We start from the raw sequence: 25,400 nt of genomic DNA, 5'->3' as shown, positions 1-25,400 counted from the left end.
ATCATGAGATCGAAAAAAATCATATATACAATCATTGCCCTTGCGTTATTTAACAGCGCATGTAAAAAAGCACTTGATCTGGAGCAACAGGGTGTTTACACCTCAGATAACTATTTCAGAAATGAAAAAGATGCGGTTAACGCAGTATCCGGTATTTACAGCTTATTAGAAGAAGAAGATTATATAGGCCATGCCGAAACTACTTTTGATACTCCATCTGATGACTACTGGCGCTCCGGCGACCACGGTGAAGACGAGGGAATTGAAAACTTAACCTACGATGCGTCAAACGCGGCTATCCGGTATCCATGGAAATGGCGTTATGAAGAGATCAACCGTTCTACAAACTGTATCATTAATATCCCAAAAATCACCGCAATATCTGCCGCTGTTAAAAACCGCAGCATGGGCGAAGCTTATTTTTTACGCGCTTTCGGTTACTGGCGTTTGATGGTTATCCATGGCGATGTGCCTATCATTACTGATGAGGATTATAGCAAGCAGAACTTTAACGTTCCAAAATCATCTATCGAAGAAGTGCGCAAGCAAATAGAAGCAGACCTGTTAAAAGCGGTAGACCTTTTACCGGAAAGCTACGGCAGTGCAGATCGTGGCCGTGTAAGCAAGGGCACAGCTTTGGGTTTATTAACCAAGCTGTATATGTACTGGGAAAAACTACCCGAGGCTATTGCAACCGGGCAAAAAGTAATCGCTAACAGCAACTACGCATTGGCGGCCAATTACCGGGATAACTTTACCCGCGCTAACGAAAGCAGCACCGAATTGCTGTTTTCTATCCAGGCGGTACAAAATGTGGTACAAAACGATTTTACAATTTATTACATACCAAGGGCCTGGGGAGGTTATGGCTTCAGCCAGCCGCTGCAAGGTTTATCCAACGAGTTTGAGGCCAATGACCCGCGCAAGCAAGCTACCTTATTAACTGTTGGTGACCAAGTGGATTTAGGTGATGGTAATGGTTTAACCACTTTTACGGCAGACCTATCAGCCACCGGCTTTGCCTTTAAAAAGTATGCCGTGTTTAATACGGTTGCTGGCGGCGGCGGCGTAGACCATACCTTTGCTGTGCCGTTAATGCGCTCGGCAGACATTTATCTACTGGTTGCCGAGGCGCTGATCCGTACGCAGGGAGCAGGTGCGGGTGATGCGATCATCAATCAGATCAGACACCGTGCCTCTACGGCTTTACCACCGGTTGTTGGTGCAGGTATGAAGGAATTGATTCACGAACGCCGTGTTGAACTGGCCGGTGAAGACCAGCGCCACCAGGACCTGATGCGTTGGGACAAAGCCAAAATTATTGATATTGCTGCTATTTATAACCTGTCGGTTTCAAAGGCACCGATAGACCAAAATAAAACGGTAACATTTGTACGCCCTAAAAATTACTACTTCCCTATACCACAGGTAGAGATAGATAAAAGTAAAGGCGTTTTGATTCAAAACCCTAATTTCTAATATACAATTACATAAGCCGGCAACCTGTTATAACACTATTACCAATAGCTTATACAGGTTACCGGCTTTGTTATTAATAAAGTACTGATTAATGAGAAAGTGGTTATTTGTTTTTATAGGGATAACAATAAGCTTAAAAGCCGCCGCACAGGTTGATGAGCAGGTCTTAAAAGCATTTATAAACAGGGTGATACCCGGCGATAGGGCTGATGCTTTTATCATAGAAAGTATTCCGCAGCAAAACGGTAAGGATGTATTTGAACTGGCCGACCGCAATGGTAAAATTGTATTACGTGGCAACAACGGCCTGTCAGTTGCGTCGGCATTAAATTACTATCTTAAAAATTATTGCCTGGTAGAGATCAGCTGGAATACGGATGTGAAAATACCGGCAAACCTGCCACAGGTTACAGGCACCATCCATAAAAACACGCCGTACCAATACCGCTACTATCTTAATTATTGCACGTTTAACTACTCTATGTCATGGTGGGATTGGGAGCGTTGGCAAAAAGAAATTGACTGGATGGCCCTGAATGGCATAAGCATGCCTTTGGCTATTACCGGCGAAGAGGCCGTTTGGCAGGATGTATACAAAAGCATGGGATTCAGCGATAAACAGTTGGACGAGTTTTTTAGCGGCCCGGCTTATTTCTCGTGGTTTTGGATGGGTAACATTGATGCCTGGGGCGGCCCGCTGCCACAGCATTGGATGGATAGCCATAAAGACCTGCAAAAAAAGATCCTGGAGCGTGAGCGCTCATTCGGGATGAAACCGGTATTGTCATCGTTCACCGGCCATGTGCCACCATCGTTTAAAGACAAGTTCCCGGGAGCTAAAGTTAAAAAGACCAACTGGGATGCCGGTTTCCCGGATGTTTATATCCTTGACCCGGATGACCCGATGTTTGAAACCATCGGAAAAAAATATATCGAGGCGCAAACCAAAGAGTTTGGCACCGACCATCTGTACTCTGCAGATACCTTTAATGAGAATGTGCCGCCCACTAATGATTCTACCTACCTGGATGGGATGAGCAAAAAAGTATTTAACTCCATGGCCGCTGCCGACCCGCAAGCGGTTTGGGTAATGCAGGGATGGATGTTCCATTACAACAATAAATTTTGGCAGCCGCAACAGATAAAAGCATTGCTTAATGCTGTACCTAACGAGCAGATGATCGTGCTTGATCTGTACAGCGATGCCCACCCGGTTTGGAACCGCACCGATGCCTATTACGGTAAACCCTGGATATGGAGCATGCTGCAAAACTTTGGCGGGAACATCAGTTTATTTGGCCGTATGCGACATGTAGCCGCCGACCCGGCCATTGCCCTGCACGACCCCGAATCTAACAACATGCGCGGTATCGGTATCACACCCGAAGGGATAGAGCAAAACCCTGCCCTTTTTGCCCTGATGCTGGAAAACGTTTGGCGTGATACACCGATAGATGCCGATGCCTGGCTAAAAGATTATGCACACAGGCGCTATGGCAGCGTAAACCAGCAAGCAAATGAGGCCTGGCATATTTTATTAAATACCGTTTATAGCGGCGGCCTTACCGAAGGCGGCCCCGAATCGATCATTATAGCGCGCCCAACTTTAAAGAAAACGATAGACCGCGTTTTAACCAAACTAAATTATGACCCAAAAAAACTGTTAACCGCCTGGGGCCATTTGATACATGCTGCAGATAGCCTGAACGAAAGCGACGGTTTTAAATATGACCTGGTAGATGTAACCCGCCAGGCGCTGACCAATTATGCCACACCGCTGCAACAGCAAATGGCGGCTGCCGTTAATAATAAAGACCGTGCCGCATTTAAAAAATACAGTGCCGATTTTTTACAGCTGATGGATGATATGGATGCGTTGTTGGCTACCCGTAAAGACTTTTTATTGGGCAAGTGGATAAATGAAGCACGTGCCAATGGCATCACTGCCCGGGAGAAGAATTTGTATGAATTGAATGCCCGTAACCTGGTTACCCTCTGGGGCGATAAGGAAAGCGGCTTAAGCGAATATTCTAACAGGCAATGGTCTGGTTTAATTAAAGGCTATTACAAACAACGCTGGGCAATGTATTTTACCCAAATGGATAAGGCCTTAGCATCCGGGGCACCGTTTGATGCCGGGAGCTTTGACAAGCAGGTGAAAAACTGGGAATGGCAATGGGTAAACACCCATAATAATGCTTACATCGACGTTGCCACTGGCAACGAGGTAGCAATGGCTAAAAAGATGTTTGCTAAATATGGCACCCTTGCGCAACAAGCTAATTACTAATAACGGATGAGCAAATGTCTGTATCTGATTCTTGCAATAGTCTTATCGGTCATTAATAGCAAGTCCGTTTTTAGCCAGGCCATAAATGATCATATGTTTGCGGCATCTGCTGCTGCCAAACCGTTTATAGATTTTGACAGTAAGGGTTTCCTGGTGAACGGTAAACGCACCTTTATCGTATCGGCAGGGCTGGAATATGCCCGTGTACCGCATAAATTATGGTATGACAGACTTTTGCGCATTAAACGCGCCGGCTTCAATTGCGTAGAGATCTATACCATCTGGAATTTTCACGAAGCGCAAGAAGGTAAATTTGACTTTACCGGCGACCGCGATCTGGGCGCTTTTCTGGATATGACGAACAAATTGGGGCTGTACGCTATAGTACGTGTTGGCCCCTATTATTGTGCCGAATGGGATAGCGGAGGTTACCCGATATGGTTAAAATTTAAACCCGGTCTGCGGGTACGGGAGCATAACGCACCTTTTGAAAAGTATGTAGATCGTTTTTTTGATCATCTTTTGCCTATAGTGTTTAAGAGGCAGATCAATAAAGGCGGCCCGGTGATATTGGTGCAATTAGAGAATGAACACAACAACGGCTGGGGAACCGTAACGCCAGATGCCTATTTTAAACATCTGCAAACCAAGGCGCTGGACATGGGTTTACAGGTGCCCTACTTTTTTAGCGGTTTGCATCATGCCAGCGACCCGGCTATAAATGGTAATTTTGATGATCTTAAAAGGCCAAACCCCTGGTTCTCTACCGAGTTTTGGAGTGTTTGGTATTCACAATATGGTGCCAAAGCCGATGATGATTCACTGTACGACCGTCGCACCTGGAAGATTATCGCCAATGGCGGCAACGGGTACAATTATTACATGGCACATGGCGGCACCAACTTTGGTTACACCAATAATGATGAAGACGCCGCCTCGTATGATTATGGTGCGGCAATTGGGCAGGCGGGTGATATACGGCCTATTTATCATGCCTTTAAACGTGCAGCATGGTTTGCCCGCAGTTTTCAGGATGTGCTGGAAAACAGCACAAATGATAGTACCACGTACCAAAATTTAGTTGCAGATACTACCTTAAAGATCACTGCACGCAAAAGCCCGCATGGCGATATTGTTTTTATTGATAACCCAGGTAAAAAAACGTTAACTGCTAAGCTGCAAGGGATGGACGGCACCTTGTTGTTAACACCTGGCGAGGTCTATCCGCTGGTGCATCACTTTAATATTACGCCGTATGTAATGCTCAATTGGGCCTATACCCGCATCTTTGCTATTGTAAAGCAGGATAAAACCACTACCCTGATTGCCGAGGCAGAACCGGGCAGCCCCCTGTCATTACAGTTTTCAACCAAAGGGAATGTTACAGCGGTTACTCAATCATCGCTGTTGAAAATTAACGGTAACCAGGTAAGTTTAAAAGGGCTTGCACCGGTAAGTAATAAACCATCAGAATACAGCTTTAAAACCGGCGACCATACCATCCGCATTTTGGTAATGAGCCGCAGCCAGACAGATCATACCTGGATAGCAGATAACAAGGGGCAAAATTATATTATTAGTGGTGCTGCTTACACCGGAGATATAGTTATAAAAGATAAAAGCACTAGTATAACAACAGAACAACCCTTAACCCGGCAAGTAGCAGCTGATACCTGGCTTTATACCGCTAAGCAAGCTATCTTACTAAATAAAAACAATAGCTCTGGCATACAACAACCCGCGAATTTGGCCTTAAGTAAATGGGAATACAAAACGGGAGCACGTGCTGCCGGTAAAATCGCAAACACAACAGGCTGGCTTAAAACCAAACTCCCGCTACAAATGGGTGCCGATGGTGATATCACTGCTGATGCCTGGTACCGCACCACCTTAAATATCCCAACAACGGGCAAGTACACTTTGCAGGTAAAAGGCGGCGGCAGGGCGCAAGCGTACATAGATGGTAAGCAAATAGCTATATGGCAGTTGAGTGCCGGCGAATTTACCCTCCACCTTAAAAAAGGCAGGCATACACTGGCAATATTTACGGCACATGACGGGCGCGATAAACTGGCAGCGTACGTAGGCCCGATAAACAATGTGGACAGGAAGGGGATTTACGGTGCCGTCTACCTAAAAAAGGGCGGCCCATACCTCAGCAATATTAACAATTGGTATTTTGAGAAAGCAACAAACCGCGATGCACTTAAAAATGGACCGCCGCAGTTTGATACGGTATCGTTTAAAAAATATAAAATGGGTGCCGACGCATTTAACTTAAAACAAGGTTTTGGTTGGTTTACTACACTTATACCAAAGCCTGCAACAGGTACATCTAAAGTAACGCTGTCATTTAAAAGCGTTGATGAAAATGCAACCGTATTTGTAAACGGCCAACAAGTTAAACACCACGAAGGCTGGAATATCCCGTTTGAGATAACCATTAGCGATGCTGCCGTGCTAAAGCAACCTATCAGGATAACACTTTTTATAGAGAACTATTCTAACGAAGGCGGTATTGACCGGCCGGTTAGTTTAAATACTATTGGCAATGCAGCTACTGTAACCGGTTGGGCAATGCAAGGCGGCCCCGACAACCTTAATCGAACAATCGGTTGGCAAAAATTAAGTGCCAAATCGCGGACTGCTACCGGACCATGCTTTTATCGCTCGGCGTTTATTACCAACCTGGTTGCGGGGCAAACTTTTATATGGCGGGTTGATCCCAAAAACATGGGGCATGGATCGATATGGGTGAATGGGCACAACCTGGGCCGCTATCCCGAAAAGATTGCTGTTACCGGGCTGTATATACCCGAGTGCTGGTTAAACAAAGGCAGCAACCAGCTGGTGATTTATGATGAGGACGGCAAACAACCAACAGCTGTGCGGGTAATTGCCGAGCCGGCTGCAGGCAGGGTTGAATATCAATTATCGTCAGAAATTAAATAATACATTATAATAAGCATGGCTATGGCTGCAGAACGATTTACCGCGCTTGATGTGTTCCGCGGTATTACTATTTGTTTTATGATCATTGTAAATGCGCCTGGTTCGGGTGCAACGGTATGGGCCCCGCTAGACCATGCCGCATGGTTTGGTTTTACCCCAACAGACCTGGTATTCCCTTCATTTTTATTTGCCGTTGGCAACGCCTTAAGCTTCTCTAAAAAGAAACTGGAAACTGATGCGGCCTTTATCGGCAAGATCCTGAAACGGACTGTTATTATATTCCTGTTGGGTTACCTCATGTACTGGTTTCCTTTCTTTCACCGGGTTAATACAGGCTGGGAGTTTAATGCTTTAGGCCATACACGTATCATGGGTGTTTTGCAGCGGATTGCGCTTTGCTATTTTTTCGGGGCACTTATTGTACATTACGGTTCCAAAAAAACGGCGGTGATCATAGCCATTTTACTATTAATAGGCTATTGGGCATTTTTAATTCGATTTGGTGAACCGGGTAATATCTATAACATGCTTGGCAATGCAGGCACGCGGCTGGATATCCTAATCATGGGGAACGAGCATTTATACCATGACAAAGGCGGCCCGATAGCATTTGATCCCGAAGGGCTGCTAAGCACGCTCACCGGTATTGTAAATGTGATAGGCGGCTACCTGGCGGGGGCATTCATCCAGCGGAAAGGTAAAAACTACGAAACTGTTGCCAGGCTATTTATTTGCGGGGCCTTGCTTATTGTATTGGCTTTATTTTGGGGGCAGTTTTTCCCGATAGCAAAAAAATTGTGGACCAGCTCTTTTACCCTCCTAACCCTCGGGATAGACCTATGTATATTAGGCTTTCTTATATATGTTATCGAGATAGAAAAGATAAAACGGGGTGCCGGTTTCTTCCTTGTATTCGGTAAAAACTCGCTGGCCATTTATCTTTTATCAGAGTTGTTGTTAACCACGCTGCAGCTGATATGGGTGGCCCCTGGGGTAAGCTTTTACGAATGGATCAACCGGGTATTTTACCAGTACTTGTTCCCCGGTGCTTTGGGTACGTTGGTATTTGCCATTTGCTACATGCTGCTTTGTTGGCTGGTAGCCTATGCTATGGATAAGAAGAAAATTTACGTTAAAATATAACAGCGTTATCCAAAAAATATGCTAAAATTATTTGCTGCACGTGTACTGTTTATTGTTACAGCAACTTTAATGTGGTTTTTTAATGCTGATGCTCAGCAAGGCAATCACCTGCAATATGTAAACCCACTGATAGGTACAACTAAAAGCAATGTAATTACCAAATGGGGAAACAACGGCGGCACCTATCCCGGTGCGGTTGCACCATCCGGCGCGCTACAGCTAAGTCCCGAAACCCGTGTTACCGGGGCAAAAGGGTATGACTATGCCGATAGCGCGATTTACTATTTTAGCTGCTTTGGGCATATGAGCGGTTTTCCGGAAGGATCTGCAGGGCGGTTTTGGGTTATGCCGGTAGCTGTTGAGGGTCTTTTTGAAGCCGGCAAAAGCAGCAGGCATTTTTCACATCAGGAGGAAACAGCTACGCCTGGTTATTATAAAGTAACTTTTAATGATAACCATACCACGGCAGAAGCTACCGTTACTGCAAGGGCAGGATTGTTCCGTTTTACTTTTACAGATGGCCAGGCACCGCAGCTCTTTATTGGCGATGCCGGTGAGATGAGCACGCCATCCAAAAGTGTAGTGTGGGCTTCAAACCGCAATACCGTTATCAATTTCAGCGAGGCATATCAGGATAAAAAACAGGTAAAAGGCGGCTGGTTGTTCACATTTAAATCAAACCTTAAAGTAATTGTAATGAAGATGAGTACATCATCTATTAGCTTTGAGGCTGCACAAGAAAATATCGATAGCGAAATTGGCAGTTTAAGCTTTGATGAGATCCATCAACGCACCCGCAGCAGCTGGATGAAAACATTGTCTATTGCAGATGTAACGGATAAAAACACCCAGCATAAAACCAGCTTTTATACAGCATTATACCATTCGCTTTTAATCCCCTGGGTAATTGATGATGCCGATGGCCGCTATAAAGGTGCCGACGGGTTGGTACATCAAAAAAGTGGCAACAACCAATACGGTGGTTTCTCGCCCTGGGATACCTTTCGTTCGTTGCATCCGCTTTTAACATTGCTTTTTCCGGATAAACAAAATGATGTTATCTTGTCTATGCTGGATATTTATAAGCAAACGGGGCATTTGCCAACAGAATCTATGACGGGTAACCATGCCATCCCGATTATTGTTGACAGCTATTTGAAAGGCCTAAACGGGTTTGATAAACAGTTGGCTTACACCGCCATGAAAAAAAGTGTTATAGAGCCTCCTTTTATGCAGCCGGATATGGAGCAGTATAACCAGATGGGGTATCTTCCTTTTACCCGGTCAGAATCGGTAACCCGTACGGTTGAGTACGCTTATGACGACTGGGTACTGGCACAATTTGCAGGCAAAACGATGAACCTGCCGCTTGATTACGCCCGGTTATTAAAAATGGGATACAATTACCGCAATTTGTTTAATAAGGATGCATTGTTTGTGCTTCCCCGTAATGGTGACCAATGGAAAACGGAACCGGGCATGTCTGGTTATAAAGAGGGCGATAAATGGGTTTACTCTTATTATGTTCCCCAAAACACCCAGGACCTGATCAACCTGAACGGTGGCGCAAAGGCTTTTACAGCCCGGTTAGATTCGGCTTTAACCAATAACATTATCTTATTTGATAACGAAACCGTATTTCATTTGCCCTATTTGTTTAACCAGGCGGGGTTTCCAAATTTAACCCAAAAATGGTGCAGGCAAATTATGCTGAACAGGTTCAGCGCCACACCGGGCGGATTGCCCGGCAACGATGACCTCGGATCTACATCCAGCTGGTATGTTTTTAGTGCCTTGGGTATTTACCCGGTTTGCCCGGGCAGGCCATATTATGCCATTGGCGCCCCGGTTTTTGATAAGGTAACCCTACACCTGCCCAACAGGAAAAACCTTATTATAAAAGCCGGCAATGCATCCAACGGTGATTATGTACAGATGGTAAAAGTTAACGGTAAACCATGGCAGCAATTGGTATTACCACACGCTACCTTAATTAACGGCGGCAGTATCAATTTTACTATGGGCAGCCACGCAAGTAACTGGGCCATTAACAAAAAACCACAGATATTATCAGAAACCAGGGGTGCCCCGTTTTTTGAGTTATTGAATTACAAGGTAAGTAACAATACCGTTTTATCTAACCAGCCGCTAATGGTTAAGTTTACGCTGCTGAACACCGGCAGAATGGGTACTAAAAAAGTAACCGTATCTGTTAACGGGCAAGCTTATGCATTTAAAAACTGTTTACTAAAGACGGGGCAGAAACTTACAGATTCTATCCAAATAAGGTTGTTTGCAATCGGTAACGCCAGCTTACGTGTTGATCAGCTTCCAACTGTTTTGATTAAGGTTAAACAGCCTGAAGTGGCCGCAGGCCATGCTTACGCGATAAGCAGTTTAATAGCACGCGCTATGGTTAAAGTGAACGATGAACAAAAGGTAAGCTACATCATTCAAAATGTCGGCGGTGTTACACAGATCTTTAATATCCCGGTGATGTTAGGCAAAGTAGTGTTATTTACGGATAAAATAACCCTTTTTCCAGGCGAAAAAAAGCTAATCAACCATGAGTTTACCGTACACGATACCGGCTTCAAACAACTGCGGATAGATAGCGTAATAATCCGTTTTAAAGTTTATAGCGATGCTCCTGAATCGCTCTTGCTTGATATTTTGCCGGGTAAAAATACAGCTTCTAAGAATATACAAGACAGATCGGGCTTTGGCAACAACGGGATGTTTTTACCGGCTATGGGTAGATTGCCTGAAAGCGATACCGCTGTACTATTTGGCGACAATACTTATGTAGAAGTGCCAAATTCCCCCGCATTGGATGTGATGGATAAGACGATAACAATGATGGCCTGGGTTAAACCAACAAGCGGCGAAAACGGATTGGTAGACATATTTACCAAGGGGGATAGCCATGTGCTACAAGTTAACGATGGTAAAACACTCACTTTTTTTGCCGGCGGCTGGGGCCGTGGCGATTGTACGGTACCGCTGCCCGTAAACTGGCGGAATGAATGGCACCATATTGCTGGCGTATGTAACGGTAAAACCTTATATGTTTATATTGATGGTGTTTTAAAAGGCACAACAATAACAGATGAACCCGCAGAGCTTTCCAACAAAAACAAATGGACACTTGGCCGGAATGAAGAATTCCCGTCGGAAAGGGTATATCATGGCTATATAAGTAAGGCGATGGTATTTAAAGAGGCATTATCCGCCGAAGAAATTACACACATATATATAACATCGAAATAAATGAGATAGAAGAGATACATTTTTCTCGCCTCTCGCTTAACAAACGAGCATATATCAGCATTGATCTGCCAAAGGATGGTATATTTACGGTAAATCATACCATACTGTCGCTATGAATCCTTTCCTTCTTGCCCTTAAAGCGCGTAACCTAACCGTAGAGATCCACCATCACTCCGCCTACCAAATCGTATTATCGAACGACACACCCTTTAATTCTACCATCAACGGAACGCTTTACGAACGGATATACGGTTTTTTGATCAAACCGCACGTGCCGCACTTTTGCGCGGCCGAAAAAGGGACATTGAATGTTTTAAATATAGAGCCCTACTCTACTATTGGTTTAGAGCTGGCGGGCAGGTTTGCAGCGGATCAGAATTATATTGTTTTTGACTCTCCTGCTGAAACGAATGCTTTCTTTGAAACAACTAAAGACAGTTTGGCGATTAGCCAGATAGTTGATGCGTTAATATCTAAATTGCCTGCTATCGATTATGATGAGAGAGTGACGAAAATAGTGGATTACATCAAAACCAATTATTTCGAACAAAACATCACGCCGCAAACATTTTCCGATATCGTTTTTCTTTCGCCCTCGCGTTTAGCATCTCTTTTTAAGCAGCAAACAGGTAGCAGCTTATCCAAATATTTATTGTGGACCCGGTTACGCCAGGCGATCTATCTCACCCTTTCTGAAAAAGACAGAAGCCTCACCGAGATTGCCTACGACACCGGCTTTTACGACCTTCCACAATTTAATAAGTATATGTATGAAATGTTCGGGATGCCTCCTAAAGCCCTCAAATTCAATAGTGATCTGATAGAGGTCCTATAATTACAGTGATTTGATACAAGTTTCGTCACCAGGCTGTCCGCATCTTTGTGATATCATTTTAAACAATTAAAAATAAGATCATGAAAGCAATAGTATATGAAAAGTTTGGAACCGCAGATGTGTTACAAACTGTAGAACAAGCAAAACCTACTATCAAAGCAGATGAGGTATTAATCAAAGTGAAAGCATTTTCTATCAATCCAATGGATTGGAAGATCCGGAAAGGCGAAATGACCCTGATGTCCGGTTCAAAATTCCCAAAGCATACAGGTGTCGACTTTGCGGGTATCGTAGAAGAGCTTGGAGCTTCTGTCATTGGCTTAGCAAAGGGTGATGAAGTTTTTGGGGTAGTAAAGAATATGATGAAAGAAGGTGTATCAGCCGAGTATGTTGCCGTAACGGCTTCACTCGTCTGGAAAAAGCCCGCTAACATCAGTTTCGCCCAGGCCGCTTCTATCCCTGTAGCCGGAATTGCTGCTGTTACCGCAATAGAAAAAATGGGTAACATCAATTCACAAACCAGCATTTTAGTAAATGGTGCCACCGGAGGCTTTGGTATGTTTTTACTGCAATTATTAAAGCATCGGGGCGCTAACGTAACAGCGGTGGCCAGCAGCCAGGGGGCAGCATATGCAAAAAAATGGGGTGCAAACTCCGTGAAAGATTACAAAAAAGAAAATGTGCTTGCTCAGAAAGCCGCTTATGACATCGTTATCGACTTATCCGGCAAAATGGGTTACAAAACTGCTAAACAGATCATGAAGCCTAAAACTTTATTCTTAAACCCGACACCAAAACCGATTGACATACCGCTATCGCTATTAGGTAACTTATTTAGGGGTAAAAAGCATGTGGTCGTTCTTTCCAGCCCATCTACTAAATACGCTAACGTTCTGCTAAGTGCCGTGAATAATGGGCTGGAGATCGAAGTCAACAAAGTATTTCCATTTGCGCAGTACAAGGAAGCTTATGAATATGCCGAGCGCGGCGGTTACATTGGTAAAGTAGTTATAGAGATCAATTAAAATGCTGGCCAAGTTAGATAATACTGTTCGTGAAATTAGTGCTGATGAAAGCAGTTAGAACTATGCTGACAGATGCCCCGGCGATCATAAAAAATGATCTGGAGAGCGACCAATTGGAAAACGGAACCATCTGGAAGCAAAATTAGGAACAGTGATTTGATACAAGTCTGTCCGCTATTTAGCAGGCACCTTTGTAGGCAACATCAAAAATAAAATCATGAAACTATTAGAAAATACACAATTAGGGAATTTAACCTTAAAAAATAAAATGGTGATGGCTGCGATGACCCGCAGCCGGGCAGACATCAACGGCATTGTAGGTGATATGACCGTACAATACTATATGCAAAGAGCAGGTGCCGGGCTGATGTTTACCGAGGCCATCCGGATAAGTGAAGAGGCGACCGGCAGCCCGCTGACTCCGGGGATCTATACCCCTGAACAGATCGCTGCCTGGAAGAAAGTCACTCAAGCCGTTCACGAAAATGGTGGCCTGATCGTTGCCCAGCTTTGGCATACCGGTCGTGCAGGACATTCTGTGGACCGTAATGGAAAATTGCCGCTGGCGCCATCCGCACTACCTATAACAGGCGCACAGCATTTCACTTCACAGGGTCCAAAGGACTATGAAACGCCACAGGAAATAACCGTTGCCGAGATCCAACAAACCATTAGAGATTACCGGCAGGCTGCCAAAAGCGCGATCGAAGCCGGCTTTGATGGAGTGGAATTACATGCAGCAAATGGTTATTTACCAAGTCAGTTCCTGGCAGAAAGCGCCAACCAAAGAACTGATGATTATGGAGGCAGCATCCCCAACAAAGCCCGTTTCTTGCTGGAGGTGAAGCAGGAACTGATCGATGCGGTGGGTGGCGGGAAAGTTGGTATAAAACTTTCGCCGTTCCATCCGTATGGCGATATGGTTTTGGATGATCCTGCCGGAACCTACACTTATTTTAATTGAAGAGTTGAACAAACTCAACTTTGCTTATGTAGAATTGATGAAGCGCAGCCCATACTTTCCTTCGCCTGCTCATTATCCGGCAGATGATGAAATTGCTTTATTTGGCAGCATGATACAACAAACTGTTATTGCCAATGCAGGCTATGATAAAGCAACTGCCGAAGCAGAATTGGAAAAGGCATCGCCAAACTCGTTTCATTTGCCACGCTCTTTTTAGCGAACCCCGACTTGCAGAAACGTTTTGAGTTAGATGCCGAACTCAATCAGCCTGATAGGGCAACTATGTTTGGTGGCGGTGCGCAAGGTTATATTGATTATCCATCTTTGAACTATTAAGATGTGGAAACAGCATTTAGTAAGAATGTGATCTGTGTGTGAAACAGTGCAAAGCCCCACACGTCTGCGGGGGCTTTTTTTGTGCCATAGGTTTTTACGATTGATGGTGTGGTGATAACAACTGATCAGTCCGAAAAGTTGGGGGATGGCATATTTGCGCATATATTTTAGCAAGCCTGAAAAGGAAGAAACCAGTATCTCTTACGCCTCTTGAAGTAGCCCTGAAATAACTCAATTCAGTCCTGATAAAGTTGTATTTCTGCTGATTTTTCGAGGTCTTGAATCCAGTTTCGGATATAAGCATACAGATCCTTTCGTTCCGGGGATGATTTTAATTCGCCATGGGAGCCGAACACAATGAGGCCGAGCGCGATACAATGTGCGATATCGAGTTGCAGAAGCGCACCAATGCTATAGCCGGCGATAAAGTTTTGTCGGGCATCTGAAGCAATTTCTATACTATGCTCCACCTTCTTTCGTGAAAGAACAAATTGTTGGTCATCAGCATATAATATCGCGTTGTTCGCCGAATAAATCAGGAGCCGGGAAATATTCATCGTTCTGAAAATAGAGATGTACTTCTTTTTCAGATCGGCGGCCGACTGCTCAATAATTTCTGTACCCGGTTGTACGCCATTTAATATCATCCATAACCAGATAGCTTCATTTTCATCCAATGCAAACGTCACTTTTCCATGCAATGAAAAGGCGCTGATGATGTCAAGGGCTTCATCTACCTCAAAAGAAAGCTTTTTGGTAGGGTCGCCCAGGTAGAAAATAAATTCCAGATCGATTTTACCAAGCGGCCTGATGACATCTCTCAGCAGCCCGTCCCACAAAACAGAGGCCCCGCTTATTGTTGCCCAATCATCAAAAGCAATGGTGCGGCAATTGCTGAAGATCGATTGAAGGTCTTTGATCATTTCACCATCCTTAAAAAAATCCCGCATACATTTTTCCGTTGCGGGTGCTGCGGCATTGAGCCGGGAAAGCGTCTCCTCGTGCTGAACGGAATTTAAAGTGAGGCTGCGTATTCCCAGTGTATTTAAAATATCAGGTAGCGGCGATTCCGTGATATCAAATGCGCTTAACGATGAACCGGATGCCGCCGGAGTTAGTTGTTCTGCCGATGTTATGCTACTTACATACACATGGTCTGCAGCATTAAAGCTCTGAACTGCGCTTAACAGGTCCGTTAATATCGGACCCGGATTCTTGATTTCCATATTGTAGGTTATCATGGCTATTTTTTTAAGGTTAACGATTAGATGATTTGCGTGGGGCCAAATATGAGTTGGCTTTAAATCCATTTAAATATTTCGATCAAAGGGCTGCTCCACCATTCTTAAGGCATCGTCCATATACTCGCCGCCTTCGCTTAAGCTTTCCTCATTCGGGTCGAAATTTTTTAGGATTTCCCCATCAGTTTGCCCGTTCTGGTTAGTTTTAGGATCTGCGTAAGACCCAAATAAAAAATCTTTCATTTCGCTTGATTTTAATAATTCATACTCGTGCCACGGAAGATTCTTTGACAACCTGCCACCTATCCGATAAATATTCCCAGATCACTGTAAAGAATTTCCTATTCAATTTTCCGTCAAATACCAATTCACGGGTAATCACCACCATCCCCATATTTCCATCGGATACAGCGTAGTGATACTCAGTTTTAGTAGAAAGGGGCTCCATGTTTGCCTCTTTATTCCCCCGGACGAAGCTCATCAGCTGTTCCTTGTTCATGGTATCTACCGCGCCATTTTCGTCTACTTTAACAATCAGCAGCTTATCTGAATAAATTTGCTCCACATAAGGCACGTTAAAATGTGTTGCATTATAGATGAGCTCTTTGGTTAATTCAATTAATTGTTCACTGTTCATTTTTAACTTTTTGAAGGAGTTGTGTAATTAGGCCGATTGTTGTCTTTTCATTTTTATAAATAGGCTGAAAGGTTGGCCTGCTGCCTGTTAACTTGCCGTGTTGTTGACCGGCTTTCATAAGAATCATATGCCGGCGTAAGGATACCCTCATGTACGAACAGGTAGAAAGCGCATTCCCATTACAACCGCCTCGGCAAACTGGCACCTGTCATCTTCGTTTTAACAGCCAGCAGACCAATTTATCTCAGACTTTTTGTAATTGGTTACTCCACCATTTTTCAAAGTTGATGGCCCCCAGTTCTGCCTGCCCGGCGGGTACTAACGCTTTATGACTAATTTCCCCGCCGTAGTATGATGGCTTACCGTTAGGTACTACCTTCCGCGGATCATTTGCATGCCGCAGGTATTGGGCCGCCACTTCATACATGGCAAAACGTTCCGGACCAGCTATTTCTACCTTGCCATTGATGGGCGCCGCCACGGCATATTTGGCGACGAAGGCCGCTACGTCATCTGCAGCGATGGGCTGGAACCGCACGTCTGAAAGATGTACTTCGTTCCCGTCGGTGGCCTGGTCGGCGATACCTTTCAGAAATTCAAGGAATTGGGTGCTGCGGATGATGGTATAAGGTACCCCCGACTGCTTGATAACATCTTCCTGGGCTTTTTTGGCCCGCATGTAACCGATGTTTTGCATAATGTCGACGCCAACAATCGACAGAGCCAGGTGATGTTTTACGCCTGCGTTGATTTCTGCCGCCAGCAAATTGCGGCCGGATGTCTGGAAAAAATCCATGACAGCCTGGTCTTCCCAGGAGGGTGAGTTGGCAAGGTCAACAACAACATCGGTATCGTTCATAGCTTCCGCTAAGCCTTCTCCGGTAATGGTGTTGATGCCTGTGGCCGGAGAGGCGGCAATTACCTGGTGCCCTGCCTGACGAAGATGGGCAACTACTTTGGTTCCAATGAGGCCGGAGCCTCCAATAACTACGATTTTCATGATTTAATTTTTTTAATTGTTTCAGCACTATTAATTCAAATGCGATGCCAATCAATTAAATAATTGATAATCAAATAAATGCGAAAATTAAGGGAGCTGATTTTTCACTGTATTTAGTGAAAACACTACTTGTTTCACCTTATAAAGGGAACAATGCGGAGTATCGCAGACATGGATTAGCTAAAATAATCCTTTTTGGTGATGGCTAATTTCTTCAATTTGGAGTGCAATGTATTGCCGGGTATCTTCAATATTTCGGCGGCGCTGCCGGGGCCTGAAATTTTGCCCGAACAACGCCTCAGTATTTCAATAATATAATTGCGTTCAACCTCTTCAAGGGAATGGTTTAAAAGATAGGGTAACTCTTGTTTATCTGTAACGGTACTTTGCGGGATGTACACATCATGCAAAATATCATCGGTGGTAAGTAATATGCTGCGCTCTACCAAATGCTCCAACTCCCGCACATTGCCCGGCCATGTATAGCTGCGCAATTGCTGTATCACTTTTGGTGCGATCTTCCTGATCTTACGGCCTGTATTCCGGCTATACTTCTTTACAAAAAAATGTGTAAGTGGTTCAATATCTTCCAGCCGCTCACGTAACGGAGGCAGATTGACGGGAAATACGTTTAACCGGAAATACAAATCTGCGCGAAAACGGCCCGCCTTTACTTCCTCTTCCAGGTTACGGTTGGTAGCAGCAATCAAACGCACATCAACTTTAATGGTTTGTTTGCCCCCCAAACGTTCCAGTTCGCGTTCCTGGATCACGCGCAGCAATTTTGCCTGAGCCTCGGGCGGCAATTCGCCCACTTCATCCAGAAACAGGGTGCTATTATTGGCCAGTTCAAATTTACCTATGCGGCGATCTATGGCACCGGTAAATGAGCCCCGCTCGTGACCGAATAATTCACTTTCTATTAAATTGGCAGGTAAGGCGGCGCAGTTCACCTTCACCATCAATTTGTCATTACGCGGCGATGCGTTATGAATGGCCCTTGCAATCAATTCTTTTCCCGTACCTGTTTCGCCCAATATCAAAACGGTGGTGTTGGACCCCGCCACCAGTGACATGAGCCGGTACACCTCCTGCATCTGCTCACCGTTGCCAATAATTTCCGAAAAATTATAGATGGTTTTGATCTGTTCTTTCAGATAGTCATTCTCTACCTCGAGCTGCTGTTTATAGGCCAGTAGTTTTTCATTGGCTTGTATATTAGCAATAGCAGTGGATATCTGTGCGCAAATGCCTTTTAGCATCAGCTTGCTCAGCCGGTCTGCCAGTAGCCAGATGGTGCCGATATTTTTGTTGCCAACCCGCAATGGTAGGCCGTACATGTTTTTTAAGCCGGTAGTTTTCCATAACCTTGCGTATGTGTTGCCGGTTTTTAGCTCTTCCTCTATATTAAATACTATCCCGTCTTCACTGGCAAGTACTTCTGCTGTATAAGCTTCTTCGACAGTGACGCGGTTGGCAAGTAATTCTGCGAAATGTGTTTTTGCTGTTTCAAATAACGTTTCATCATACATAAACGCCGACAAGTTATAGTCATCCTCGTCTATTATTCGGATCATTGACAACTGTGTATGCATGGTTTTGTCCAGTACCCTAAAAATAGCTGCCTGTAGGTCCAACTTGGTTTTTACCTGTGCAACGTCGCTACTGAAATCGAGCAAAAAAGCCTGCTCTTCCTGCTTTTTATTGATTTGCTCATTGGCCATAATATTGGCGAGGGCGATGGATATTTGCGAACAGATGCCCTGCAATAACTGAACATTGATCTCTTGAATGTCCAGGAACAAAATTCCATGATTCGTTTCCCCGTTCCGCAAACGGATGCCTACAATTTCTTTGAATCCCATCGTCTTCCAATATTGTAAATAAGAGGAGGCGATGCCGCGCTGTATTTCCCTGTCTACGTTGAACAATAAAGGGATAGCGCTATTTAGTACACGGTCCTGCAGTCCGTCATTAATAGGATACCTGGCTTGCTCCAGCGCATTTATCACCTTCGGATCATGCGTTTTAGTAAGATCATAAGCATAGGGGCTCATGGTGGTATTATCTTCATTTACCCTGCGAATGACAAAACCACCCGGTGGGTTTATTTTTTTTAACACGGCGCGAACGGCCAGGGCCAGTTCTTCTTTCGTTCTTACCGCTGCGATGTCATTACTGAAATCGAGGAGGAAGGATTTCTCCTTTTCTTTTTTAATTATCTCTTCATTTTTGATGATGTTGGATACAGCGCCCGATAACTGTGGTGCAATACCTTTAATAACGTTTCGGAATTCAATGCTGAAACTATTAGGTTTATCGGAATAGATATGAATAAAACCCATTGGCTTCCCTTCTTTCATAAGCCTGGTCATTAGTATTTCTTTTACGCCGGCTTCATAATTGGCCCGCAAAAAGGAAGGGCTTTGCGGCTGGTCCATAATATCTTCCAGCAAAAAAGAGATGGGTTCCTCTGCACGCAATGCAGCTTGGATGAATGGCTCGTTCAGTGAAAAATGCGCCTTTATCAATTCCGGGTATATCGCGTGTGACCGGATGGGAGAGGATTTATGATCGAGAAGGAAGGGGGTATAGGTTTCATCCCTGGCATCGATGAGGGTCACGATCGTATGCGTAAAATAAAACAGGCTCCTGATCCGATTTGAAAAAAGGATAATCAGGTCATTTTTATCCCGTACCCCGGTAATATCGTTGCCCAGGTCCGATAAGATTCTTCTTTCCTGTTCAAGTACAGCGAGGGAAGGAACTGAAAGCCCCGGATCCATATCTTTTACCCTTTTCATGAAGTGTTATAAGATAGCTTGTTGAGCTGGCAATTTAGGGAAAATAAAGGTGAGTCGGGCCAGGGGCTGCCCAAAAAGTAAATGGCATTTATTGGCAATCCCTGTTTCAAGTGTTAAGTTAACAACCGACTATAAAAGAATGATATAGTTGGAATAGCATTAATTTATTCGCCTGAATTTCCAACTCGTCTTAATTTTTCAATGAATTGGTTCGAAAAAATGCCACTGTGGGGAGCATCAAAATCAATAATTTAACCCCACTTTGGCGAGTTGGGTTTTTTATTTGGAGAAAATTTGCAGGAAAATATCGAAAAACAAATATTACTCCCTTTTTGCAGAACTTTATTATCGCGCTGATCAGATGTTTATATACATTAGCGCATTTATTCCGGGTGATACCGATCACGTGATAAGCATACTCCTCGAATATCTTGCTGTTCCGATTTTCATTGGCTTTGGCAAGATTACTTCGGGTCACGCTTCAGAGTTAGGTTATTTATATTCTGGTGATCAGATAAGGAATAGCCACTTTTATCTCGTTAATTACGAATTTATCTTACTTTTATGCTATCGTAGTGTACCGGCTTGCTAAGGGCAGGTTCCTGATTTCGAAGATGTCAACTAAATTTCAATGCGTTTAAAACTTTATATTGTCGTTTCAGCATTGTTTTTTGCTTATACAAATAACTTTGCGCAAAACAGCCAATACCAATTTTCACGGCTCAATATAAGCACCGGGCTATCGCACAACCAGGTTAATTGCATATTTAAAGACCCCAACGGCTTCATGTGGTTCGGCACAGCTTCGGGCCTTAACCGTTATGACGGTTATACTTTTAAAGTATTTAAGCATAACGTAAATGATAAAAACTCCATTAAGGAGGATTACATAACTAATATTTTTGAAGGGCCCGACAAAAAATTGTGGATAGCAACCCCAGGCGGATATTCCTTTTACGACCCCGAAACGGAGCAGTTTAGTAATGACGCACCGTCATTGGGTAATTCTTTCAAACTTCCGGAGTATCCGCTCGTTTCCAAGATACTTAACAACGGCAAAGGCGACTTTTGGTTTTTGTGTCCCGATTCGGGCCTTTACAGGTATAACGAGCTGAAAAAAACTGCCACGCGTTATTATCATCACCGTAATTCCAACCCATCATTATATTCAAATTCTGTTACAGACATTGAGCGGGATGCAAGCGGGAATTTATGGCTTGCTTATAACGACGGCGTAGTAGAGCTATTTGATGTAAAACGCAATGCCATTACGTACCATACCGATATTTTTAAAAAAGCTGCTAATAATAAAGCCAGGAAATACTCGATAACTATTGACAGGGATGGCGATCTCTGGGTGTTTAACCCCAACATGGATTCCGGCGTTTATTATTACAGCCCCCGTACCGGACGGTTTCGGTACATTACGAAAGAATCGGCAGAGACACCGCTTACATCGAACATCATCATTAATATTGTTCAGGCCGACGACGGCCTTATATGGATCTCCACTGATCATGGAGGGATAAACTTATTGGATAAAAAAAGCGGCAAAATTACTTATTTAGTAAATAGGGAAGATGATCCGAAATCATTGGGGCAGAACACGGTATTGCTTTATAAAGACAACACAGGCATTATGTGGGCCGGCACGCTTAAAGAGGGGGTAAGTTATTATCATAAAAATATTATCAGGTTCCCGTTATACAGGCACTTCGCCTCAGATCCCGCAAGTGTTAGGTTTGAAGATGTTAATAAATTTGTTGAAGATAAAAAGGGTAACTTATGGATTGGGACCAATGGTGGCGGTTTAAGTTATTTTGATCGCAAAACAGGCAAGTTTACGCAGTATAAACACGACCCCGGAAACCCTAATAGCCTCAGCAGTGATATTATTGTAAGCTTATGTATCGACCATGATCAGCAACTATGGATAGGTACGTATTTTGGCGGGCTGGACCATTTTGACGGCAAGAAATTTATCCATTACAAACATAATGACAAGGTGCCTACGAGTATTGCCGATGACCGGGTGTGGAATATCCTGGAAGATTCGTCGAACCGGTTATGGATAGGCACTTTTGCGGCGGGGTTGCAAATATTTGACAGAGACAAAAAAATATTTTTCGCTCCTTTTAAGCAAACGGTTATCAAGTCGCCTTATGTATCCGCTCTTTTTGAAGACACCAAAGGTAATCTCTGGGTAGGAGGATATTTTGGAATAAGTAAAATATTGAAAAATGGGCGTGGCGTTATATATTATAATAACAAGAAAAACGACCCTAACAGTTTGATCAACGATGACATCTATAATATCATGCAGGACAGCCGCGGCCTGATGTGGATAGCGACAAGGGACGGACTGAGCATATTGAACCCGAAAACCAACCTTTTTATCTCGCTGACGAAAAAGGACGGGTTGCCCGACAATCAGGTTTTGAAAGTATTGGAAGATAGTAGGGGGGCAATGTGGTTAAGTACGTCAAACGGGCTGAGCCGGATAACGTTGACACCCGGCAACGGCACGTATAAGTTTCAATTTGAAAATTTTGATGAAACTGATGGCCTGCAGGGCAGAGAGTTCACTGTAAATGCAGCTTTAAAAACCAATAAAGGGGAATTGATATTTGGCGGCTCTCACGGCTTCAATATCTTCGACCCACTGAGTATACACCCGAATATCGGGAAGCCTAAATTAATTTTCACCGGTTTTCAGCTATTCAACAAAAGTATAGCAACCAATGAAGCGGTTGACGGCCATGTTATATTAACTAAAGCAATTTCGGCCACCCAGGAGATAACGCTGAATCACAGCGAAAATGTGTTTACCATTGAATTTGCGGCGTTAAATTTCTTCAACCCCAATAAAATAATGCATCAATATATGCTGGAGGGTTTCGATAAAGGGTGGCTTACTGCCGACAATGCTACCCGGAAAGCTACCTATACCAACCTTGACGGAGGCGATTATACCTTTAAGGTAAGGGCCATTAGCCAGGAGGGAAAATGGAAACCCAGCTATATAAAATTGAAAATTAAGGTATTACCTCCGTTCTGGAAATCGCCAATAGCCTATGTTATTTATGTTTTCTCCATCCTGGCGGTCTTGTATTACATCCGCAAACAAGGCATTAAAAAAATAGAAACCCGGTTTGAGATCGAGCGCGTGCGAAAGGAAGCACAGGATAAGCACGAGTTGGATATAATGAAAATAGATTTTTTTACCAACGTTAGTCACGAATTCAGAACGCCTATCGCCCTGATTATGGCACCAGTTGAAAAATTGTTAAAACAGGCTGATGATAATTATAGCCGGCGAAAACTTCAAATGATCCACGAAAATTCTAAGCGGCTGCTTAATATGATTAACCAGCTATTGGATTTTAGTAAAATGACAGTAAAAAAACTGCAGCTTGACCTGTGTGAAGCTGATATCATTAAAATTATAAAGGAAGCAAGCGACTTGTTTACCGATCTGGCAGACAAAAAAAACATTAGTTTTTCATTTAAGTGTGATACTGATTCGGGATTCGTTTTTTTTGATCAGGACAAAATTGAAAGGATACTTTTTAACCTGCTTTCAAATGCATTTAAGTTTACCCCCGACTTTGGTAGTGTAGCCGTTGAAGCAAAGTTGTTGGAATCCAATAGCGTGGAAATGACCTTGCTCGAAATTAAGGTAATAGATTCGGGTGTTGGTATTCCGACCGAAAAACATAATAAAATATTTGAGCGTTTTTTTCAGAATGACATGCCCGCTTCACTAATTAACCAGGGAAGTGGTATTGGCTTGTCAATTACTAAAGAGTTTGTTGATCTGATGGGTGGCGCCATTTCTGTTGAAAGTGAACATGGGAAAGGGAGTTGTTTTATTGTGCGGCTGCCATTAAAGATATCCCAGAAAAATAATTTTACCGTTATTGAAAATACTCCCGAAGAAGTGGAAGCTCCTAAACCCGACAGGCCAAGTCAGGAAAAACGCAATAAAAATATTACCATTTTAATTGTGGAGGATAACCCCGATTTCAGGGCCTGTCTAAAAGATGATCTTAAACATTTATATACAGTTGCCGAAGCCGAAAATGGTAAAGACGGCTGGCAAAAGGCACTGGCTTTACATCCCGATCTGATCATCAGCGATATTAATATGGCCGAAGTTGATGGTATTGATTTTTGCAAAAAGATCCGAAGCGATAAACGCACCGAACATATTCCATTTATATTAATTACCGCTTTTACCGGCGATGAAAAGCAACTGGTCGGTTTGGAGACGGGGGCGAACGACTACCTTTCAAAACCGTTTAATTTTGACATATTACGCTTTAAGGTTCATAATTTGCTTAAGAATCAACAGGTAGTAAAAGAAACATATCGAAGGCAAATTGAAGCGAAACCGGGCGATTTGGAAATCGAAACTCCCGATACGAAGTTTATGAAAAAGTTGTTGACGGTTATTGAAGAGAATATTCCAAATGCCAGCTTTTCAGTTGAATTGCTAAGCAGTAAGATGAATATGAGCCGCACAACGTTATATAATAAAGTATTTAATCTTTCTGGCAAAACTCCGGTTGAGTTTATTAGGTCGGTAAGGTTAAAAAGAGCAGCACAATTCCTGGTCACAAAACAATTCACCATAGCCGAAACTGCCTATGAGGTAGGTTTCAATGATGCGAAATATTTTTCTAAAGTATTTAAAGAAGAATTTTTGATGACGCCTTCTGAGTACCTGGACAGTATAGATTGATATTCTCACCTCAATCCCGCCGATTTAAATAGTTTATAGTCGTAAAAAAACTGCCTTTTTCAAAGGGCGACTATAGACATTTTTCCCCCGTTTATTATGTTAATAATCTTATTATCAATTATTTGATTTTTAAGGAGATTAACATTTTTCATACCAATCACCCACATTAGCACACTCGGCAATCTGGGCACACAGGGTACATTTACCTTAATATAATACGACCAACTTATTATATGTAAAACCTGATTTATAAACCAACAAGTTAGATTATTCCTAAAACCGGATTTACGCGTTTTTGGCTTTTTTGATTTTTTCACCCTGCAGAAATTCTTTTACTTGAGAGTTTCCTGCTTTTAGGGTAACCTCAATATAAAGCCTTTTTGATATGAGCGGATAATTGGAAGGCTAGCTTTTAGGGCACACCTGAATATTGAACAATAAATTTAAAAACCAATAAAGATCACCTTACTAGATTATGAAGAAAAACCAAGATTGAAAACAACCAACCAACCAACAATGAACCAATTAAAAAACCTTAAAATCCTTTTATAAGATGGATAAAAATTTACAAAAGAGAGTGAAATACCGAATTTCATTAATTATTATGGGCATGTTTCTTTTTATTTCGGCCCATGCACAAACCTTAAATTTTTATTTCGGCCCATGCACAAACCTTAAAT

At 43.3% G+C, this 25,400-nt stretch carries 15 protein-coding genes; 10 read left to right on the top strand and 5 right to left on the bottom strand.

Annotated features, from left to right (window positions below):
• Window positions 1–3: 3 nt before the first annotated feature.
• The 9 genes from AC1DYT_RS21525 to AC1DYT_RS21485 all read left to right on the top strand — a co-directional run bounded on the left by AC1DYT_RS21525 (window position 4) and on the right by AC1DYT_RS21485 (window position 14,175).
• Window positions 4–1,479, top strand: coding sequence for a RagB/SusD family nutrient uptake outer membrane protein (locus tag AC1DYT_RS21525; RefSeq protein ID WP_477471577.1), 1,476 nt, complete (start codon window positions 4–6; stop codon window positions 1,477–1,479).
• A 91-nt stretch (window positions 1,480–1,570) separates the two neighbouring features.
• On the top strand, window positions 1,571–3,769 hold the full coding sequence (locus AC1DYT_RS21520; RefSeq protein ID WP_477471576.1) for an alpha-N-acetylglucosaminidase: 2,199 nt from the start codon (window positions 1,571–1,573) through the stop codon (window positions 3,767–3,769).
• Window positions 3,770–3,862: 93 nt separating this feature from the next.
• Window positions 3,863–6,721 (top strand): beta-galactosidase, encoded by a 2,859-nt coding sequence (locus AC1DYT_RS21515; RefSeq protein ID WP_477471575.1) that lies wholly within the window; start codon window positions 3,863–3,865, stop codon window positions 6,719–6,721.
• Between the two features lie 21 nt (window positions 6,722–6,742).
• Window positions 6,743–7,864, top strand: coding sequence for an acyltransferase family protein (locus AC1DYT_RS21510; RefSeq protein ID WP_477471574.1), 1,122 nt, complete (start codon window positions 6,743–6,745; stop codon window positions 7,862–7,864).
• An 18-nt stretch (window positions 7,865–7,882) separates the two neighbouring features.
• Window positions 7,883–11,134 (top strand): GH92 family glycosyl hydrolase, encoded by a 3,252-nt coding sequence (locus tag AC1DYT_RS21505; protein ID WP_477471573.1) that lies wholly within the window; start codon window positions 7,883–7,885, stop codon window positions 11,132–11,134.
• 112 nt (window positions 11,135–11,246) lie between these two features.
• Window positions 11,247–11,969 carry a helix-turn-helix domain-containing protein gene (locus AC1DYT_RS21500; protein WP_477471572.1) on the top strand — a complete coding sequence of 241 codons (723 nt, stop codon included), beginning with the start codon at window positions 11,247–11,249 and terminating at the stop codon, window positions 11,967–11,969.
• Between the two features lie 80 nt (window positions 11,970–12,049).
• Window positions 12,050–12,994 carry an NADP-dependent oxidoreductase gene (locus AC1DYT_RS21495; RefSeq protein WP_477471571.1) on the top strand — a complete coding sequence of 315 codons (945 nt, stop codon included), beginning with the start codon at window positions 12,050–12,052 and terminating at the stop codon, window positions 12,992–12,994.
• Between the two features lie 217 nt (window positions 12,995–13,211).
• Window positions 13,212–13,958, top strand: a complete 747-nt coding sequence (locus AC1DYT_RS21490; RefSeq protein WP_477471570.1) for an alkene reductase — start codon at window positions 13,212–13,214, stop codon at window positions 13,956–13,958.
• A 4-nt stretch (window positions 13,959–13,962) separates the two neighbouring features.
• A complete protein-coding gene (locus tag AC1DYT_RS21485) occupies window positions 13,963–14,175 on the top strand; it encodes a hypothetical protein (protein WP_477471569.1) in 213 nt (70 codons plus the stop codon).
• A 355-nt stretch (window positions 14,176–14,530) separates the two neighbouring features.
• Here AC1DYT_RS21485 and AC1DYT_RS21480 read toward each other — a convergent pair whose 3' ends face one another.
• The 5 genes from AC1DYT_RS21480 to AC1DYT_RS21460 all read right to left on the bottom strand — a co-directional run bounded on the left by AC1DYT_RS21480 (window position 14,531) and on the right by AC1DYT_RS21460 (window position 19,976).
• Complete coding sequence (locus tag AC1DYT_RS21480; protein ID WP_477471568.1) at window positions 14,531–15,520, bottom strand: hypothetical protein; 990 nt, start codon at window positions 15,518–15,520, stop codon at window positions 14,531–14,533.
• Window positions 15,521–15,604: 84 nt separating this feature from the next.
• The gene (locus AC1DYT_RS21475) at window positions 15,605–15,778 is read right to left on the bottom strand and encodes a hypothetical protein (protein WP_477471567.1); all 174 of its coding nucleotides are present in this window, start codon (window positions 15,776–15,778) and stop codon (window positions 15,605–15,607) included.
• Between the two features lie 19 nt (window positions 15,779–15,797).
• The gene (locus AC1DYT_RS21470; protein ID WP_477471566.1) at window positions 15,798–16,172 is read right to left on the bottom strand and encodes a hypothetical protein; all 375 of its coding nucleotides are present in this window, start codon (window positions 16,170–16,172) and stop codon (window positions 15,798–15,800) included.
• 244 nt (window positions 16,173–16,416) lie between these two features.
• Complete coding sequence (locus AC1DYT_RS21465; protein ID WP_477471565.1) at window positions 16,417–17,172, bottom strand: SDR family oxidoreductase; 756 nt, start codon at window positions 17,170–17,172, stop codon at window positions 16,417–16,419.
• 176 nt (window positions 17,173–17,348) lie between these two features.
• Window positions 17,349–19,976 (bottom strand): sigma-54-dependent Fis family transcriptional regulator, encoded by a 2,628-nt coding sequence (locus AC1DYT_RS21460; RefSeq protein WP_477471564.1) that lies wholly within the window; start codon window positions 19,974–19,976, stop codon window positions 17,349–17,351.
• A 631-nt stretch (window positions 19,977–20,607) separates the two neighbouring features.
• Between AC1DYT_RS21460 and AC1DYT_RS21455 the strand changes: the two genes are divergently transcribed.
• A complete protein-coding gene (locus AC1DYT_RS21455; protein ID WP_477471563.1) occupies window positions 20,608–24,720 on the top strand; it encodes a two-component regulator propeller domain-containing protein in 4,113 nt (1,370 codons plus the stop codon).
• Window positions 24,721–25,400 lie beyond the last annotated feature (680 nt).

The sequence above is a fragment of the Mucilaginibacter sp. P1_D10 genome (assembly GCF_056406215.1).
The sequence above is the reverse complement of the archived record's forward strand: the minus strand, read 5'-3'. Positions and strand labels throughout refer to the sequence as shown.